Genomic DNA, 16789 nt, shown 5'->3' on the forward strand with positions numbered 1-16789 from the left:
ATCAGTTGTTTATGGAAGGCAGCGGAGAATAATCAGTGCTGTAACGCAACATTTGTTCTACATAACCTTCATCATAAGAAACCGTGACATCCGTAACGTTTCCGTTTTCATCTGTCACCAGTTCGTATTTCGGATTCACAAAACCTTTATAAGGAGCCAGATTCAACTTCTTATAACGTTCCAGAACTTCTGCATGTAAAGCCGGATCTACTTTTACGGCATAGTTTTCTACCAATGAACGGGCACCTTCAAAGTCACCTGTCGATTTGATTCGCTGGATTTCAGCCAACAATTCGCCGAAAAGTTCGCGTACTTTCTGATAGTCATTGATAACCACATAAGTCTTTCCGTCTTTCTTCACCAATTCCACCACTTTATCGGCAGCCCCCTTCTCAAATACCCAACGGGCTATCAACTGGCGGTTGCGCATGTGAGCTTCTTCCACAGTATTGCCTGGTTCGATACGTACCAACTGCGTCATCAGACCGTTCATCAGATAAGTATAATATTGAGCTTTATAAGCATCGGGAGAAGAGAGAAGTCCCAGTTCTACCAGCTTGGGGTCAGCCACATAATACAATCCGAACAAATCGGCACGCGCCTCTTCGATGGTAGAGCCGTATGCTTTCAAAGCATCAGGATCTACACCCGGAAGTAACTTACCGGAACCGTGTCCCAAACATTCGTGCAAATCCGTATGCAGCTCATCCGTTAAATCAGAATAAGCATCGATCAGTTGTATTTCCGCATCGCTATAAACAAATTCTTCGTTGAATCCGTTTCCGTGAGCGGCTTTGTTATAAGCATCTGTTATATTTCCGATTGTCACCGATTTAGAACCGTGGTGCGCACGAATCCAGTTTGCATTCGGCAGATTGATACCGATAGCCGTTGCCGGGTAAAGATCACCTGCAAGGATAGCGGCAGTAATCACTTTAGCCGATACCCCTTTTACCTTTTCTTTCTTGAAAGATTTATCTACCGGAGAATGATCTTCAAACCACTGCGCATTGCTACTGATTATTTCTGTGCGGTGCGTTGATTCCAAATCTTTGAAATTCACCAAAGACTCCCAGCTCGCTTTCATACCCAACGGATCACCGTAACTTTCAGTAAATCCATTCACAAAGTCGATTCGTGAATCAAGGTCTTTCACCCAAAGAATGGCATATTCATCGAAATCTTTCAGATTGCCTGTTTCATAGAATTGAATCAGCTTGGTGATAACGGCCTTTTGTGCCTCATTCTCTGCTACACCTTCCGCTTTCTTCAGCCAATAAACAATCTTCTCTATTGCCTGTGTATAGAGTCCGCCTACTTTCCAAACTTTCTCCTCCAACTTTCCGTTTTCTTTGACCAGCCGACTGTTCAGCCCGTAAGAAACCGGTGTTTCGTCTTTCGGATCTTTCAGGGCGCTATAAAAACTCTCTGCCTCTTTCTGCGTCACTCCGTCATAATAGTTACAAGCAGAAGTCAACACAAGATCTTCGCCATCTGCCTGGTTTACCCGTTTCGGCATAATAGTCGGATCGAAAATCACCGGAAACAGTTCGGCACAAAGTTGTTCGGCAGTCTGCCCTTTCGCCAACGGCAGCAACTGGGCATCTATACCGAGTACAGCCTGTTTCAAGAACTCCTGCGAGAAGTTGGGCACAAATTTCTCCGTACCATAGTGGTGATGAATACCATTGGAGAACCATACCCTTTTCAGATACACCTCCATATTTTTAAAATCAGGCGTTGTTTTATCTCCCTGATAGTTTGTATATACTGCTTCGAGCATCCGACGGATTCTCAAATTATATTTTCCATTCTGGTCAAACAGAATATCCCTTCCCTCCAAAGCAGCCTCTGTCAGGTAATAAATCAGTTCCTTCTGTTTCAGCGTCAGTTCCTCAAATCCGGGAACTTTATAACGCAATATCTGTAAATCAGCAAATTGTTCCACTGTATAATCAAATTTGTCTGCTTCAGCAGTTGTTGTTTTACTTCCTCCGCACGATGTTAAAAGCGTAGCGGCCACTGTCATTAAAATCAGATGTTTTTTCATAATGCTAGCATTGATTAATTAAAATGAGAAAAGGAATTATCTCCAAAATCTTTCATTTAGAGGTAATTCCTTTTGACTAATTTCGGAACGCGCAATTATTTCTTATTTTCGAGATGTTTTTTGCGATATCCATTAGGAGTCTCACCTACGTTTTTGTAAAATGCAGCGTAAAAAGATTGACGATTTGCAAAGCCAACCATGGCACTAATTTCTTCCACATTTTTGTCGGCATAACGTTTGTCAGTCAATAAATGCAAAGCATCTTTTACTCTGTATTCATTCAACAGGCAAGAATAGTTCATGCCAAAGCGTGAGTTTACTACTGCAGAAAGGTAACGAGTATTCGTCTTCAATTCTTTCGCCAAGTCCTTAGCTGAATAGTCAGGATCCTTGTACTTCTTCTGTACAACGATGATATTCAGGATCTTGTCATACAACTCGTCTGCCAATTCCGGTCTAATCAAAGACCTGTATGCAGCCTTCTTTTCTTTCTTTTCCCTCAAATTGTAGGGACGTTTTTTCGGAGTTTCTTCCGTTTTTTTGTTCTCTAAATCGCTCATTGAATTAACTGGTTAGGGTTTGTTCATTTGTTAATAATTGCTCATTTGCAACGTAACATGTTACAAATGTCTTACTTTTTTTTTAAACACACAATTATTTTGTGCATTTTTTTTCTAAATAAACAATCAAAAACCTTGAAAAAGAAGGAATGAGTCCGAATAATAAGAAACTTTAACTTATTTATAATTCATATCAGAAACAGAAATCTACACATGATGAAAAATTGCCAAAGAAAAATGTACCTTTGCAGCATGGATAAATCAGCATCAATGAGAGAGACTTTAAAGACATATTTCGGGTACGATAATTTCCGTCCTCTGCAAGAAGAAATCATCCGACACATCCTGAACAAACAGGATGCATTGGTATTAATGCCCACTGGTGGGGGGAAATCAATCTGTTACCAACTTCCCGCACTGCTTTGCGAAGGTACTGCCGTTGTCGTTTCTCCCCTCATCTCATTGATGAAAGATCAGGTAGAAGCATTGCTGGCAAACGGCATCGCTGCCGGAGCGCTGAACAGCAGTAATGACGAAACAGAAAACGCTAATCTGCGCCGCGCATGCATTGAAGGTCGCCTGAAGCTGCTTTACATTTCACCGGAAAAACTTTTAGCTGAAAAGGACTATTTGTTGCGGGATATGAACATCTCTCTGTTTGCTATTGATGAAGCTCATTGTATTTCGCAATGGGGACATGATTTCCGTCCGGAATACACACAAATGGGAGTGCTCCACCAACAATTTCCGCAAATACCAATTGTCGCACTAACTGCCACCGCGGATAAAATCACGCGTGAAGACATCGTACGGCAATTGCATCTGAACCATCCGCGTACCTTCATTTCCTCGTTCGACCGTCCCAACATCAGCCTGACTGTGAAACGTGGATTTCAAGCGAAGGAAAAGAACAAGGCTATCTTAGAATTTATCCACCGCCACGGGGAAGAAAGCGGGATTATTTACTGCATGAGTCGAAGTAAGACGGAAACCGTCGCACAGATGTTACAGAAGCAGGGTATCCGCTGCGGTGTTTATCACGCCGGGTTATCCACTCAACACCGGGACGAAACACAGAATGATTTTATTAACGACCGCATACAAGTGGTATGTGCCACCATTGCTTTTGGAATGGGGATTGATAAATCAAATGTCCGCTGGGTGATACATTATAACCTGCCTAAAAGTATAGAAAGCTTTTATCAGGAAATAGGACGTGCCGGACGTGATGGGTTACCCAGCAATACTGTCCTGTTTTATTCATTAGGCGACTTAATATTACTAACTAAATTCGCTTCGGAAAGTAATCAGCAAAATATCAATCTGGAAAAGCTCCAACGTATGCAGCAATACGCAGAGGCCGACATTTGCCGACGAAGAATCTTATTAAGCTACTTCGGAGAAACAACAACAGAGGATTGCGGTAACTGCGATGTTTGTAAAAATCCCCCTCAACGATTCGACGGTACAGTCATCGTGCAAAAAGCATTAAGTGCCATCGCACGCACAGAACAACAAATCAGCACAGGAGTGTTGATTGATATTCTTCGTGGAAACTATTCTGCGGAAGTAACCGGAAAAGGGTATCAGGAACTTAAAACGTTCGGTGCCGGACGCGATATTCCTCCTCGTGACTGGCAAGACTATCTGCTTCAAATGCTGCAACTCGGCTATTTTGAAATAGCTTATAATGAGAATAATCATCTCAAAATAACATCAAGCGGAAGTGATGTTCTCTTCGGAAGGACACAAGCGGCATTGGTAGTTATCCAGCATGAGGAAGCAGTTACCCGAAAAGGAAAAAAGAAAAAAGTGGTTATCGCCAAAGAACTCCCCTTTGGTGCGGCAGGTGGCGAAAGCCAAGATTTGTTCGAAGCATTGCGAGGATTAAGAAAACAGCTTGCCGATCAGGAAGCTTTGCCCGCCTATATCGTATTGTCAGACAAAGTGTTGCATCTGCTTTGCATCTCACGTCCCACCACCATCGAAGAGTTTGGAGAAATCAGTGGTATCGGCGAACACAAGAAAAAGAAATATGGAAAGGATTTCGTAAATCTGATTAGACAGTTCGTAGAATAAAAGAAATTCTTGAATAGTATATATTAACGAGTCACCTGACTAATGATTATTCGTTCCACTAAGGTTATCTTTCCGTTCCACAGTTGTTTCCCTTTAGTTCCACATAGGTAGAACTAAAGGGAAACAACTGTGGAACGAACTAATGTCCATAGCAAAAGGCGCTCACTTATGTAAACCGGAAAGATATAGTTGGCTTATTGATAACTTCACTTACATTGCCGCAATTGCTCGTGCAAATCAGCCGGAGGCACTCCCAATGAAATAGCTTTTTCAAAGTCGGCTTTTGCCAGTCCTTTCTTCTTCTGTGCCAGGTAGATATTTCCACGCAACAGATAAGCATCAGCCGAGGCAGCATCCAACCGGATGGCTTCCTCCAAATCGACCAATGCCAAATCTTCATGTTTCATCTCACGTTCCACATCGGCACGGGCAATATAGAGCGTCGCATCTTCAGGAGTGGCCGCAAGCATCTTATTCAATATTTCAAGAGCTTCCCGGAATTTTCCTTCTTTCTGCTCCAAAGTAGCCAGTCCCAGCCGTCCGCTATAGCTCTGCGGATCGAGCTCCAATAAACGATTATAATCTATTCTCGCAGCCGGATAATCGCGGCGGAGCACATAAATATAAGCACGCATCAACAAAGCTTCTTTGTTCTGCTTATCCTCGTCCAACACCTGGCAATAATCCGTATAAGCACGGTCTGTTTTTCCCATTTCCATATAAATGGCGGCACGGTCGAGCAAAATAGGGACTGCCAAAGGAGCAAAGTTCAGTGCAAAAGAATAAGATTCCAATGCTTTATCAAACTCGCCCAAACGGCGCTGAACCAATCCCAAGTTAGAAAAGAGCAGTGCATTCTTTGCGTTTTTCGGTTCCAACTTCAAAGCCTGAAGCAAAAGTTCCTCTGCCTGGGGAAGACTGTCTTTTTCGATACACTCAATGGCTCTCTCGGACAATTGCTGATAGGTTTGCGCAAAGGTAACAGCCGGAAAACAAAAAAGCAAAACTATAATTATTCTTACCATGGTTCAGGTCTTTTTATAGTGAATGAATTAATCCAATGGATATGCGTCAAAAGCAAACAATTCGGTCGACAAATAACGCTCTCCCGTATCAGGTAACAACGCTACTATTTTTTTGTTCTTAAATTCCGGACGTTGTAACAGTTGACGGGCGGCATACACAGCTGCTCCCGAAGAAATACCCGCCAACAGACCTTCTGTTGCCGCTAACTCACGTCCTGCACGAATCGCTTCATCATCTGGCACGCCTATTACTTCATCCACCACCGAAGCATCATAAAGCTTCGGGATAAAATTCGCTCCAATACCTTGAATACGATGCGAAGCCGCCTCTCCGCCTGCCAACACAGGAGACGATGCCGGTTCCACAGCAACAATATAAATATTCGGATTATGTTTCTTCAAAGCACGGGCTACCCCGCAGACTGTTCCCCCGGTACCAACTCCGGCTACAAAAACGGCCACTTCACCGTCTGTATCCCTCCAAATTTCTTCACCCGTTGCCCGTTCATGAACAGCAGCATTGGCCGGATTCTCAAATTGTTGCAAAATCACCGAACCGGGAATACTATCACGCAACTCCTGCGCTTTGGCAATGGAAGCTGCCATCCCTCCCAGCCCATCTGTCAATACAATCTGCGCACCCAACGCTTTCAACAGATTCCGCCGTTCCAGACTCATCGTTTCGGGCATGGTCAATATCAGGTGATACCCTTTAATAGTAGCCACCATTGCCAACCCTACACCTGTATTTCCGCTTGTCGGCTCAATAATCGTTGCACCGGGTTTCAATGCTCCACGAGCTTCCGCATCTTCAATCATCGAAAGAGCGACTCTGTCTTTTACACTTCCTGCCGGATTAAAAGCCTCCAGTTTGGCAATAATATTTTGTTCCAGACCATACTTTCCACTATAACCGGAAAGTTCCATCAAAGGGGTATTCCCCACTAAATCTGTTAGTTTCTTTGCAATCTTTGCCATCTTATTACTTCATTTTTGTCACAGACACGACAAAGATATGGAAAAAAAGGTATGTTTTACATCACATCATGAGAAAGATAAGGAAAAGTATAGTAACTTTGTATCCGTTCAATCTTTTTAAGTTTACATATATGAAAAAGAGAATTATACAATTTCTCACGACCTATTTTTTATTTGTTCTTTTATTCGTTCTTCAGAAACCAATCTTCATGGTTTACTACCATGACTTATATACTAATGCATCTTTGGGTGACTATTTCCGCGTCATGTGGCACGGATTACCACTGGATTTATCTCTTGCAGGCTATCTGACCGCTATCCCCGGCATCCTGCTCATTGCTTCCGCCTGGACAAATTCATCCATACTCCGCCGCATCCGGCAAGGATATTTCGGAGTAATAGCCTTTGTCATGGCCTGCATTTTTATCATTGACTTGGGATTGTACGGATTTTGGGGATTCCGTCTGGACGCCACTCCTATTTTCTATTTCTTCTCTTCTCCCAAAGATGCCATGGCAAGTGTCAGTTTTTGGTTTGTTCTACTTGGAATTCTGGCTATATTGATCTATGCAGCAATTCTATACTGTATTTTCTATTGCGTCCTTATCCGGGAGAAAAAGCCTCTGAAAATACCTTATCGACGCCAGAATGTCTCGCTTGCACTGCTTTTGCTGACAGCGGCACTCTTCATCCCTATCCGGGGCGGATTCAGCGTATCCACCATGAATTTAAGCAAAGTGTATTTCAGTCAGGATCAACGCATGAATCATGCAGCCATTAATCCGGCATTCAGCTTCATGTATTCTGCCACCCATCAGAATAATTTCGATAAGCAGTATCGCTTCATGGATCCGAAAATAGCCGACGAATTATTTGCAGAATGGTAGACAAACCCGTCGCAGCAACAGACAGCATCCCCCAATTATTGAATACACAACGCCCGAACATTATTTTCATTATCCTTGAGAGTTTCTCCACACACTTGATGGAAACTTTCGGAGGACAACCCAATGTGGCTGTCAACATGGATAAATTCGCAAAAGAAGGCGTATTATTCAGCAACTTCTACGGCAGCAGTTTCCGCACAGACCGCGGACTGGCATCTATCATCAGCGGATATCCCGGACAGCCGAGTACCAGCATCATGAAATATCCCGAAAAGACGGACAAACTTCCTTCCATCCCCCGTAGCTTGAAAAATGCAGGATACAGCCTCGAATATTACTATGGAGGAGATGCCGATTTCACCAATATGCGCTCTTACCTGGTATCTTCCGGTATCGAGAAGATTATTTCCGATAAAGATTTCCCTCTGTCCGAACGTACCGGAAAATGGGGAGCACAAGATCACGTTTTGTTCCAGCGCCTGATGAAAGACCTGAAAGAAGAAAAACAAGAAGAGCCATTCCTGAAACTGGTTCAGACATCAAGCAGCCACGAACCATTCGAAGTTCCGTTCCACAGGCTGGATGATAAAGTCCTCAACTCCTTTGCGTATGCCGACAGTTGTGTGGGAGATTTCGTGAAACAGTATCAGGAAACACCGTTATGGAAAAACACACTGTTTGTACTCGTTCCCGATCATCAGGGTGCATACCCATACCCGATAGAAAATCCGTTGGACGGACAAACCATTCCGCTGATTTTAATCGGAGGTGCAATAAAACAACCTCTCGTAGTAGATACTTATGCTTCGCAAATTGACATTGCCGCCACTTTGCTCGCTCAATTAGGATTGCCGCACGATGAATTTACTTTCAGCAAGAATATCCTGAATCCGGGCTCTCCTCATTTCGCATACTTTACCCGACCGGATTATTTCGGAATGATTACTGCCGATAACCAATTGGTGTACAATCTGGACGCCAATACCGTACAACTGGACGAAGGCACCGCCAAAGGAGCTAACCTGGAAAAAGGAAAAGCGTTCTTACAGAAGCTCTACGATGATCTTGCCAAACGCTAATTATTAAGAAATATGGAATATTTATAAGGTAATATAGGACATTTACTATTCTTTATTGTATATTTGCGACGTTAAAAATAGATCAATAAAGCCGGATGATACATAGCGAAATCGTGCAATTCCTTTCGGAGATAGATACAAATATCTTCTTATTTTTCAATGGTATACACTCCCCTTTCTGGGATTATTTCATGAGTTCCTTCACGGGTAAAATAATCTGGGTTCCCATGTATGCCACCATATTATATATATTATTAAGAAATTTCCACTGGAAAGTTGTCGTATGTTATGTGGCAGCTATCGCGCTCACGATAACCTTTGCCGACCAAATGTGCAGCAGTATCATCCGCCCGGTAGTGGCACGCCTGCGTCCCGCCAATCCGGACAACCCTATTGTGGATATGGTATATATCGTAAACGGGTATCGTGGAGGAAGTTATGGTTTCCCATCGTGCCATGCGGCCAATTCATTGGGGCTTGCCATGTTTGTAGTATTTCTGTTCCGTAAACGTTGGCTAAGTATTTTCATCGTAACTTGGGCAATTCTTAACTGCTATACACGTATATACTTGGGTGTACATTATCCCGGTGATTTACTCGTAGGAGGTATTATCGGAGGATTCGGCGGTTGGTTATTCTGTACTATCGCTCACAAAATAGCCATTTATTTGGAACCTTCCACCCGCACGAAGAGAAAAGATATAAAACAATGGTCAGTCACTATTTATGTAGGATTGCTGACAGTGCTCGGGATCATTATATATTCCACTATTAAAAGTTGGTAAGGTTCACCACAGATTACACAGATTCACACAGATTTCAAATGATAAAAAAGATATTCCATAAAAAGGATGAAGAGTAAGTGGAGTTATCAAACAAAATCTGAATATTAAAAATCACCCACGTTATAGCTATCTATAACGTGGGTGAAATTATTTATAAAGGGCTGTTATACAGCTCCATCAGCAATCTGTGTGAATCGGTGTAATCTGTGGTAGAATATCAAGCTTTCTTGATATAATCAACAATCCACTGTCCTACTTCTTTCGTTCCGTATTTAGCACCGTCAGCCACCTGAATTTCCGGTGTACGTACATTCTCATCCAAAGAAGCGTCTACTGCTTTACGAATCAGCGCACCCTCTTCTTTGCAATCGAAATACTCAAACAACATAGCTACGGAAAGAATTTGTGCCAACGGATTAGCAATATTCAATCCTTTAGCCTGCGGCCATGAACCGTGAATCGGTTCAAACACCGGAGTGCTCTCGCCTGTGGAAGCAGAAGGAAGCAAGCCCATAGAACCACTGATTACAGAACCTTCGTCAGTCAGAATATCACCAAAGGTGTTTTCCGTTACCATCACATCGAAGAAAGCAGGTTCCTGAATCATTTTCATTGCAGCATTGTCCACAAACATATAATCTGTTGTCACTTCCGGATAGTTCGGAGCCATTTCCTGTGCAATCTGACGCCATAGACGGGAAGAAGCCAACACGTTTGCCTTATCTACCACCGTCAGGTGTTTTCTGCGCTTCATCGCATATTCAAAAGCCACTTTCAAGATACGTTCGATTTCCGGGCGAGTATAATAGTTGGTATCATACGCCTTATCATTATCCTGATATTTTTCACCGAAATACATACCTCCGGTCAACTCACGGATACAGATAAAATCTGCGTTCTCTACCAGTTCCGCACGCAACGGAGATTTGTGAATCAGGCATTTGAATGTCTGCACCGGACGGATATTGGCAAAAAGTCCCAGTTTCTTACGCATCGCCAACAAACCTTGTTCCGGACGTACCTTAGCAGTAGGGTCGTTATCAAATTTCGGATCGCCTACGGCAGAGAATAAAACAGCATCCGCATCTTTACAAACCTGATAGGTTGCTTCTGGAAACGGATCGCCTACTTTATCAATCGCATCAGCTCCACAGATTGCATATTCGTAACTTACTTTGTGGCCAAACTTCTCGCAAACGGCACTCATCACATCTACACCTTGTACAGAGATCTCCGGTCCGATGCCGTCGCCTGCTAATACAGCAATTTTAAAATCCATAATCGTTTATTCTTCTATTTATATATTCTTATAAAAAACATTCTTTGGGAAAGTTATCTCTCACTTGCTCTTCTCGTATTCATCTTCGATGAGGTTCAACATCTTCATAGTAGCTTTGATGGCAGCTTCCGTCTGATCGGCATCAAGTCCACGGGTACGGAACACCTGCTCGTCATAACTCCATGTGATTACTGTCTGCACAAATGCATCCGTACGCCCACCGGGAGGGATTGTCACCGCATAATTGGTCAGCATCGGGAATTTGCGTCCCAATGTCACCTTATATATCTTACGCAATGCACGAACAAAAGCATCATACTGGCCATCACCGCCTGAACTCTCTTCGTACTCTTTTCCGTTGATTTCTATCTTCAACGTAGCCATCGGTTTCAATCCATGAGCCAGATTCACAAAATAGCTCTTCAGTTTGACCTTCTCACCAATCGCTCCATGCTTCAACACATCAGAAACGATGTACGGCAAATCTTCCTGTGTCACCAATTCTTTCTTGTCGCCCAGTTCGATGATACGCTCCGTCACCTTGCGCATAGCATCTTCATCCAACTCCAGTCCGAGGTCTTCGAGATTTTTGCGGATATTGGCTTTGCCGCTTGTCTTGCCCAACGCATATTCACGTTTGCGGCCAAAACGTTCGGGAAGCAAATCATTACAGTAAAGATTATTTTTGTTATCGCCGTCGGCATGCACACCTGCACTTGTGTAAAGACATTCTCACCTACAATCGGTTTATTGGCAGGTATCATAATACCCGAATAAGACTCCACTACCCGGCTGACATCATTCAAACGGCTCTCGTCGATATTGGTCGCCGCATTGAAATGATCTTTCAGGATGGCTTGCACACTTGCGAGAGGAGCATTTCCAGCCCGTTCGCCCAGTCCGTTGATGGTGGTATGCAGTCCTTTGACACCGCTTAATACGGCTGCAAGAACGTTGCTCACTGCCAAATCATAGTCATTGTGCGCATGGAAATCGAGATGAGTATTCGGATAACGTTTCTTCATCTTCCGCATATACTCTATCACTTGCAAAGGATTCAAGATACCCAGCGTGTCAGGCAACATATAACGCTTGACACTCGTCTCTTGCAATCCATCCATCAACTGGAATACATATTCGGGAGAATCCTTGATACCGTTACTCCAATCTTCCAGATAAACATTGACGGTTATATCCTGTTCGTCGGCATAATGCACCACATTAATGATATCTGCCAGATGTTCTTCCGGTGTCTTTTTCAGTTGTTGCGTACAATGCTTCAGTGAACCTTTGCAAAGAAGATTAATCACGCGGCAACCGGTACGCTGAATCCAATCGACAGAAGTATGCCCGTCAACAAAGCCGAGCACTTCCACTTTATGGAGCAGATTACGACGGGCCGCCCAGTCACAAATCATCTTCACGGCTTCAAACTCACCGTCCGACACACGCGCCGAAGCAACCTCCACCCGGTCTACCTTCAAATCTTCTAACAGCAAACGGGCGATCATTAGTTTCTCATGAGGCACGAAAGATACTCCGCTGGTTTGTTCACCATCACGGAGCGTTGTGTCCATGATTTCTATTTTCACGCCTTCTTTTCCCATTCTTCTATTTTATCTTTATTGCTTAACAAGAAATCGATATCGTCCAATCCGTTCATCAAACAAAGTTTCTTGTAAGCATTGATTTCAAAATGTTCACTTTTACCTGTCGCCTTGTTGGTGATGGTCTGTTCGGGAAGATTCACTTCCACTTCCATCTTCGGGTCTGCTTCTATTGAATCGAACAATTCTTGCAGAAACTCCTCGGTTACAACCACCGGAAGCACAAAGTTGTTCAACTCATTATTCTTATGAATATCGGCAAAAAAACTGGATACCACCACACGGAAACCATAGCCGGCAATTGCCCAGGCTGCATGTTCACGGCTGGAACCCGAACCGAAGTTCTTACCTGCCACCAATATCTGTCCGCTGTAAGTAGGGTTGTTCAACACAAAATCCTTGTTCAAAGAACCATCTGCATTGTAACGCCAGTCACGGAAAAGGTTATCACCGAAGAATTTCTCTTCACGAGTGGTTGCTTTCAAGAAACGTGCCGGAATAATCTGGTCGGTATCTACGTTTTCTAAAGGAAGAGGTACACAAGTACTTGTGATTATATTAAATTTTGTCTTAGCCATCGCCTTATTTATGAATTATAAATTATGATTTATGATTGAAATTACATCAGTTCTCTCGGATCGGTAATCACACCTGTCACCGCAGCAGCAGCAGCCACCAGAGGACTAGCTAACAAGGTGCGTGCACCAGGTCCCTGACGTCCTTCGAAGTTACGGTTGCTGGTAGATACCGAATATTTCCCGGCAGGAATCTTATCATCGTTCATTGCCAGACAAGCAGAACATCCCGGCTGACGAATAGCAAATCCGGCTTCCGTCAAAATCTTGTCGATTCCTTCCTTACGGATCTGTGCGTCTACCATCCATGAACCCGGAACCAGCCATGCAATTACATTTTCCGCTTTCTTGCGGCCTTTCACGATGGAAGCAAATGCACGGAAATCTTCGATACGACCGTTTGTACAAGCTCCGAGGAATACATAATCAATCTTTTTGCCCAACAAAGATTCTCCCGGTTGGAATCCCATGTAGTCCATTGATTTCTTGAATGAAACCTGTGCAGCTTCACTCATTCCTTCCATCGTGGGAATGTGTTGTGTGATGCCCATACCCATACCCGGATTCGTTCCGTAAGTAATCATCGGCTCAATATCAGCAGCTTCGAAACGGACTTCCTTGTCGAATACGGCATCGTCATCACTCTTCAATGTCTTCCAATATGCCAAAGCCTTGTCCCATGCTTCGCCTTGCGGAGCACTTTCACGTCCCTTGATATATTCAAAAGTCACTTCGTCCGGAGCAACCATACCACCACGTGCACCCATCTCGATAGAAAGGTTACAAAGTGTAAGACGTCCCTCCATTGTCAGATTGCGAATGGCCGAACCTGCATATTCTACGAAGTAACCGGTAGCACCGCTGGTAGTCATCTTAGACATCATATACAGAGCTACATCTTTTGCAGTCACCCCTTTACCCAGTTCACCGTCTACCGTGATACGCATAGTTTTCGGTCTTGACTGAAGAATACATTGCGAAGCCAATACCATTTCCACTTCACTTGTTCCGATACCGAAAGCGATTGCTCCCATCGCACCATGAGTAGAAGTGTGAGAGTCACCGCAGACAATCGTCATTCCCGGCAAAGTCAAACCACGTTCGGGACCTACCACATGGATAATTCCATTCTTCGGATGCATCATACCGTAGTGTGTCAAACCAAAATCCTTCGCATTCTTAGTCAATGTGTCGACCTGCGTTTTAGAAATCGGATCCTCAATCTCCTTATCCTGATCGTGTGTCGGTGTGTTATGGTCGGGCATACAAAATACCTTTTCCGGACGCAACACTCCGATTCCACGTTCACGCAATCCGGCAAAAGCTTGCGGACTAGTCACTTCGTGACAATATAAGCGATCAATATAAAGCTGTGTAGGACCATCTTCCACAGTAGTCACCACGTGGGCATCCCATATCTTATCAAATAATGTATTCATCTGTTTATTTACTATTTTACTAATTACTATTTACTATTTTAGTCAATCTCTACAATGCCGATACGACTGTCAGTCTCTTTTTTATGATTTGAATTTGTTAATACAGTCAATATAAGCTTCTACGGAAGCGGCAATAATATCTGTATTAGCTCCAAAACCATAATAAATCTGGTTATCGTATTCTACCTGCATGTGTACTTTACCTACATCATCACTTCCCTTGCTGATAGCCTGAATAGTAAACTCTTTCAAAGTCATGTGGCGTTCTACAATCTTCTTCAATGCTTTGATAGCTGCATCTACCGGACCGTTACCGCTGGCACAAGCCTCAAACTTCTCACCGGCAATGTTCAATCCCAAACTAGCTACCGAACGAACACCGACACCACTCGTCACCTGCAAATAATCCAGTTTGATGCGATGATTCTGGCTACGGTCTGCGCCTGCCAATACTAAAATATCGTCATCATTAATATCTTTTTTCTTATCAGCCAACTTCAAGAACTCATCATATACCTTATCCAGCTTTTCCTGCTCCAGGTCAACTCCCAAAATAGAAAGACGATTTTTCAATGCGGCACGTCCGCTACGGGCTGTCAATACGATAGAGTTATCATCAATACCCACATCATGTGGATCAATAATCTCATACGTCTGTACATTCTTCAACACACCGTCCTGATGGATACCTGAAGAATGTGCGAAAGCATTACGTCCAACGATCGCTTTATTCGGCTGTACCGGCATATTCATCAGGCTGGATACCATGCGGCTGGTCGGATAAATCTTCTGTGTATTGATATTGGTCTGAATATCTATTTCGTGGTGACTCTTGATAATCATGGCGATTTCTTCGAGGGCAGTATTTCCTGCACGTTCGCCGATACCGTTGATGGTAACTTCCACCTGACGTGCGCCGTTCAAAACACCGGCTATCGTATTGGCAGTAGCCATACCCAAGTCGTTGTGACAGTGAGTAGAAAGTATGGCATTATCGATGCCGTCTACATGGTCGATCAGGTATTTTATCTTAGCACCATATTCTGAAGGCAAGCAATAACCCGTTGTATCAGGAATATTCACTACGGTAGCTCCCGCTTTGATAACGGCTTCCACCACACGTGCCAGATATTCATTATCCGTACGGCCTGCGTCTTCTGCATAAAACTCTACATCGTCCACAAAACGGCGGGCGTATTTCACGGCAGCTACCGCACGTTCGATAATCTCCTCACGATTCGAATTGAATTTATATTTAATGTGCGAATCAGAAGTACCGATACCGGTATGAATACGTTTATGTTTAGCAAATTTCAGTGCATCTACAGCAACATCAATATCTTTTTGAACTGCACGTGTCAAAGCACAGATAGTAGGCCAAGTCACCGCTTTTGAAATCTCAATCACTGAATTAAAATCTCCCGGGCTCGAAATGGGGAATCCGGCTTCAATCACGTCTACTCCCAACGCTTCCAATGCCTTTGCTACCTGAATCTTCTCTACTGTATTCAACTGGCATCCCGGAACCTGTTCACCATCTCTAAGAGTGGTATCAAAAATAAATAACCTATTGTCCATATTCAATGTATATTATATAATTATTAGCATTAAAAAAAGCCTTTCACACTTGGAAGTGAGAAAGCTTTCGTATATTTTCATTTATACACATTTACGCGCAGCACTCACTTCCACTAACCTTTGATAGTAGAATAATAATACCGCATAGTAGAATATGTATAAACATCTGGTTCATTTCTTGTCTCTTTTATAGTTTGACGGTGCAAAGGTATGGATTATTTCTTTACCACCAAATAATACGTTACTTTTTTATCGAAAAAAATATCATTTCATAAGTTAAAGCCGATTTTTACCAAAAATGTATCACGAATACAGGTCTATATTTCACTAAAAGAAAAGAGGGAGCAGAATGTTTTTCAGCATTCTCTCCCTCTTCTTCTTTATTGTTCTAAATCAATAGATTACTTCTTATCGCAACATTCTTTCTTTTCTGCGCAATCAGCTTTTTTGTCGCAAGCAGTAGCACAAGAATCTTTAGCCTGGCAGCAAGAATCAGATTCAACAACAGCTTCTACAGTTTCTACGGTTGTTTCTTCACCTTCAGAAGCAGCGTTAGTAGTTTTGTTACCAGCACAAGACATCATTGCAAAAGAAAATGTTACTGCTACAGCAGCCAAAAATAATTTAGTTTTCATACCTTTCAAATTTGCTTTAAACGTTTAATAAAATAATTGTCGGTCGCAAATATAACACTTTTTTTGCAAAGTACCAAACAACAGAAAGCCCCTTGATTCGTTGCTGAATCAAGGGGCTTCTCTAAAAACGGCGGCTACCTACTCTCCCACTGTTACGCAGTACCATCGGCGTGACGAGGCTTAACTTCTCTGTTCGGAATGGGAAGAGGTGGAACCCTCGTGCTATAACCACC

At 43.1% G+C, this 16789-nt stretch carries 11 protein-coding genes, 1 rRNA gene and 2 pseudogenes; 3 read left to right on the top strand and 11 right to left on the bottom strand.

Going from position 1 to position 16789, the window contains the following annotated elements; genetic code table 11:
- Position 1: 1 nt before the first annotated feature.
- Together DXA05_RS13565 and DXA05_RS13570 are read right to left on the bottom strand one after the other, a co-directional pair.
- Complete coding sequence (locus DXA05_RS13565) at positions 2–2050, bottom strand: dihydrofolate reductase (RefSeq protein ID WP_049703436.1); 2049 nt, start codon at positions 2048–2050, stop codon at positions 2–4.
- 95 nt (positions 2051–2145) lie between these two features.
- The gene (locus DXA05_RS13570) at positions 2146–2610 is read right to left on the bottom strand and encodes a helix-turn-helix domain-containing protein (protein WP_004301101.1); all 465 of its coding nucleotides are present in this window, start codon (positions 2608–2610) and stop codon (positions 2146–2148) included.
- A 270-nt stretch (positions 2611–2880) separates the two neighbouring features.
- Between DXA05_RS13570 and recQ the strand changes: the two genes are divergently transcribed.
- Positions 2881–4689, top strand: a complete 1809-nt coding sequence (recQ, locus tag DXA05_RS13575; RefSeq protein WP_008025863.1) for a DNA helicase RecQ — start codon at positions 2881–2883, stop codon at positions 4687–4689.
- A gap of 206 nt (positions 4690–4895) precedes the next feature.
- Here recQ and DXA05_RS13580 read toward each other — a convergent pair whose 3' ends face one another.
- Both DXA05_RS13580 and cysK read right to left on the bottom strand, forming a co-directional pair.
- Positions 4896–5714, bottom strand: coding sequence for a tetratricopeptide repeat protein (locus DXA05_RS13580; RefSeq protein WP_009039275.1), 819 nt, complete (start codon positions 5712–5714; stop codon positions 4896–4898).
- Positions 5715–5741: 27 nt separating this feature from the next.
- A complete protein-coding gene (cysK, locus tag DXA05_RS13585) occupies positions 5742–6692 on the bottom strand; it encodes a cysteine synthase A (RefSeq protein ID WP_128859263.1) in 951 nt (316 codons plus the stop codon).
- Positions 6693–6823: 131 nt separating this feature from the next.
- On the opposite strand from cysK, the pseudogene DXA05_RS13590 reads away from it, so the two are divergent.
- Positions 6824–8658 (top strand): annotated as a pseudogene (locus tag DXA05_RS13590) (sulfatase-like hydrolase/transferase).
- Between the two features lie 95 nt (positions 8659–8753).
- Complete coding sequence (locus DXA05_RS13595; protein ID WP_118408791.1) at positions 8754–9443, top strand: phosphatase PAP2 family protein; 690 nt, start codon at positions 8754–8756, stop codon at positions 9441–9443.
- Positions 9444–9660: 217 nt separating this feature from the next.
- On the opposite strand, the gene leuB is transcribed toward DXA05_RS13595, so the two are convergent.
- From leuB to rrf, 7 genes and pseudogenes are all read right to left on the bottom strand, one after another.
- Positions 9661–10722 (bottom strand): 3-isopropylmalate dehydrogenase, encoded by a 1062-nt coding sequence (gene leuB, locus DXA05_RS13600; protein WP_004311790.1) that lies wholly within the window; start codon positions 10720–10722, stop codon positions 9661–9663.
- A gap of 60 nt (positions 10723–10782) precedes the next feature.
- A pseudogene (locus DXA05_RS13605) lies at positions 10783–12329 on the bottom strand (alpha-isopropylmalate synthase regulatory domain-containing protein).
- Complete coding sequence (gene leuD, locus DXA05_RS13610) at positions 12311–12907, bottom strand: 3-isopropylmalate dehydratase small subunit (RefSeq protein ID WP_004307192.1); 597 nt, start codon at positions 12905–12907, stop codon at positions 12311–12313. Before leuD ends, DXA05_RS13605 begins: the two are co-directional and overlap by 19 nt.
- A gap of 41 nt (positions 12908–12948) precedes the next feature.
- Positions 12949–14343: a 3-isopropylmalate dehydratase large subunit gene (gene leuC / locus DXA05_RS13615; RefSeq protein WP_004311792.1), complete on the bottom strand. Its 1395-nt coding sequence runs from the start codon at positions 14341–14343 to the stop codon at positions 12949–12951.
- Positions 14344–14424: 81 nt separating this feature from the next.
- Positions 14425–15921: a 2-isopropylmalate synthase gene (locus tag DXA05_RS13620; protein ID WP_004315472.1), complete on the bottom strand. Its 1497-nt coding sequence runs from the start codon at positions 15919–15921 to the stop codon at positions 14425–14427.
- 401 nt (positions 15922–16322) lie between these two features.
- Entirely contained in the window at positions 16323–16556 is a 234-nt protein-coding gene (locus DXA05_RS13625) for a hypothetical protein (protein ID WP_004311794.1), read from the bottom strand.
- 125 nt (positions 16557–16681) lie between these two features.
- A 5S ribosomal RNA gene (gene rrf / locus DXA05_RS13630) occupies positions 16682–16789 on the bottom strand; the annotation flags it as partial.

This window comes from Bacteroides sp. AM54-2NS (genome assembly GCF_003602935.1).
GTDB lineage: Bacteria > Bacteroidota > Bacteroidia > Bacteroidales > Bacteroidaceae > Bacteroides > Bacteroides xylanisolvens.

What these genes read in the sequence shown, in the direction of transcription:
- leuC (WP_004311792.1), bottom strand. Translation starts at nt 14,343, where the DNA reads ATGAATACATTATTTGATAAGATATGGGATGCCCACGTGGTGACTACT.
- cysK (WP_128859263.1), bottom strand. Translation starts at nt 6,692, where the DNA reads ATGGCAAAGATTGCAAAGAAACTAACAGATTTAGTGGGGAATACCCCT.
- DXA05_RS13580 (WP_009039275.1), bottom strand. Translation starts at nt 5,714, where the DNA reads ATGGTAAGAATAATTATAGTTTTGCTTTTTTGTTTTCCGGCTGTTACC.
- DXA05_RS13620 (WP_004315472.1), bottom strand. Translation starts at nt 15,921, where the DNA reads ATGGACAATAGGTTATTTATTTTTGATACCACTCTTAGAGATGGTGAA.
- DXA05_RS13595 (WP_118408791.1), top strand. Translation starts at nt 8,754, where the DNA reads ATGATACATAGCGAAATCGTGCAATTCCTTTCGGAGATAGATACAAAT.
- DXA05_RS13565 (WP_049703436.1), bottom strand. Translation starts at nt 2,050, where the DNA reads ATGAAAAAACATCTGATTTTAATGACAGTGGCCGCTACGCTTTTAACA.
- leuD (WP_004307192.1), bottom strand. Translation starts at nt 12,907, where the DNA reads ATGGCTAAGACAAAATTTAATATAATCACAAGTACTTGTGTACCTCTT.
- DXA05_RS13625 (WP_004311794.1), bottom strand. Translation starts at nt 16,556, where the DNA reads ATGAAAACTAAATTATTTTTGGCTGCTGTAGCAGTAACATTTTCTTTT.
- leuB (WP_004311790.1), bottom strand. Translation starts at nt 10,722, where the DNA reads ATGGATTTTAAAATTGCTGTATTAGCAGGCGACGGCATCGGACCGGAG.
- recQ (WP_008025863.1), top strand. Translation starts at nt 2,881, where the DNA reads ATGAGAGAGACTTTAAAGACATATTTCGGGTACGATAATTTCCGTCCT.
- DXA05_RS13570 (WP_004301101.1), bottom strand. Translation starts at nt 2,610, where the DNA reads ATGAGCGATTTAGAGAACAAAAAAACGGAAGAAACTCCGAAAAAACGT.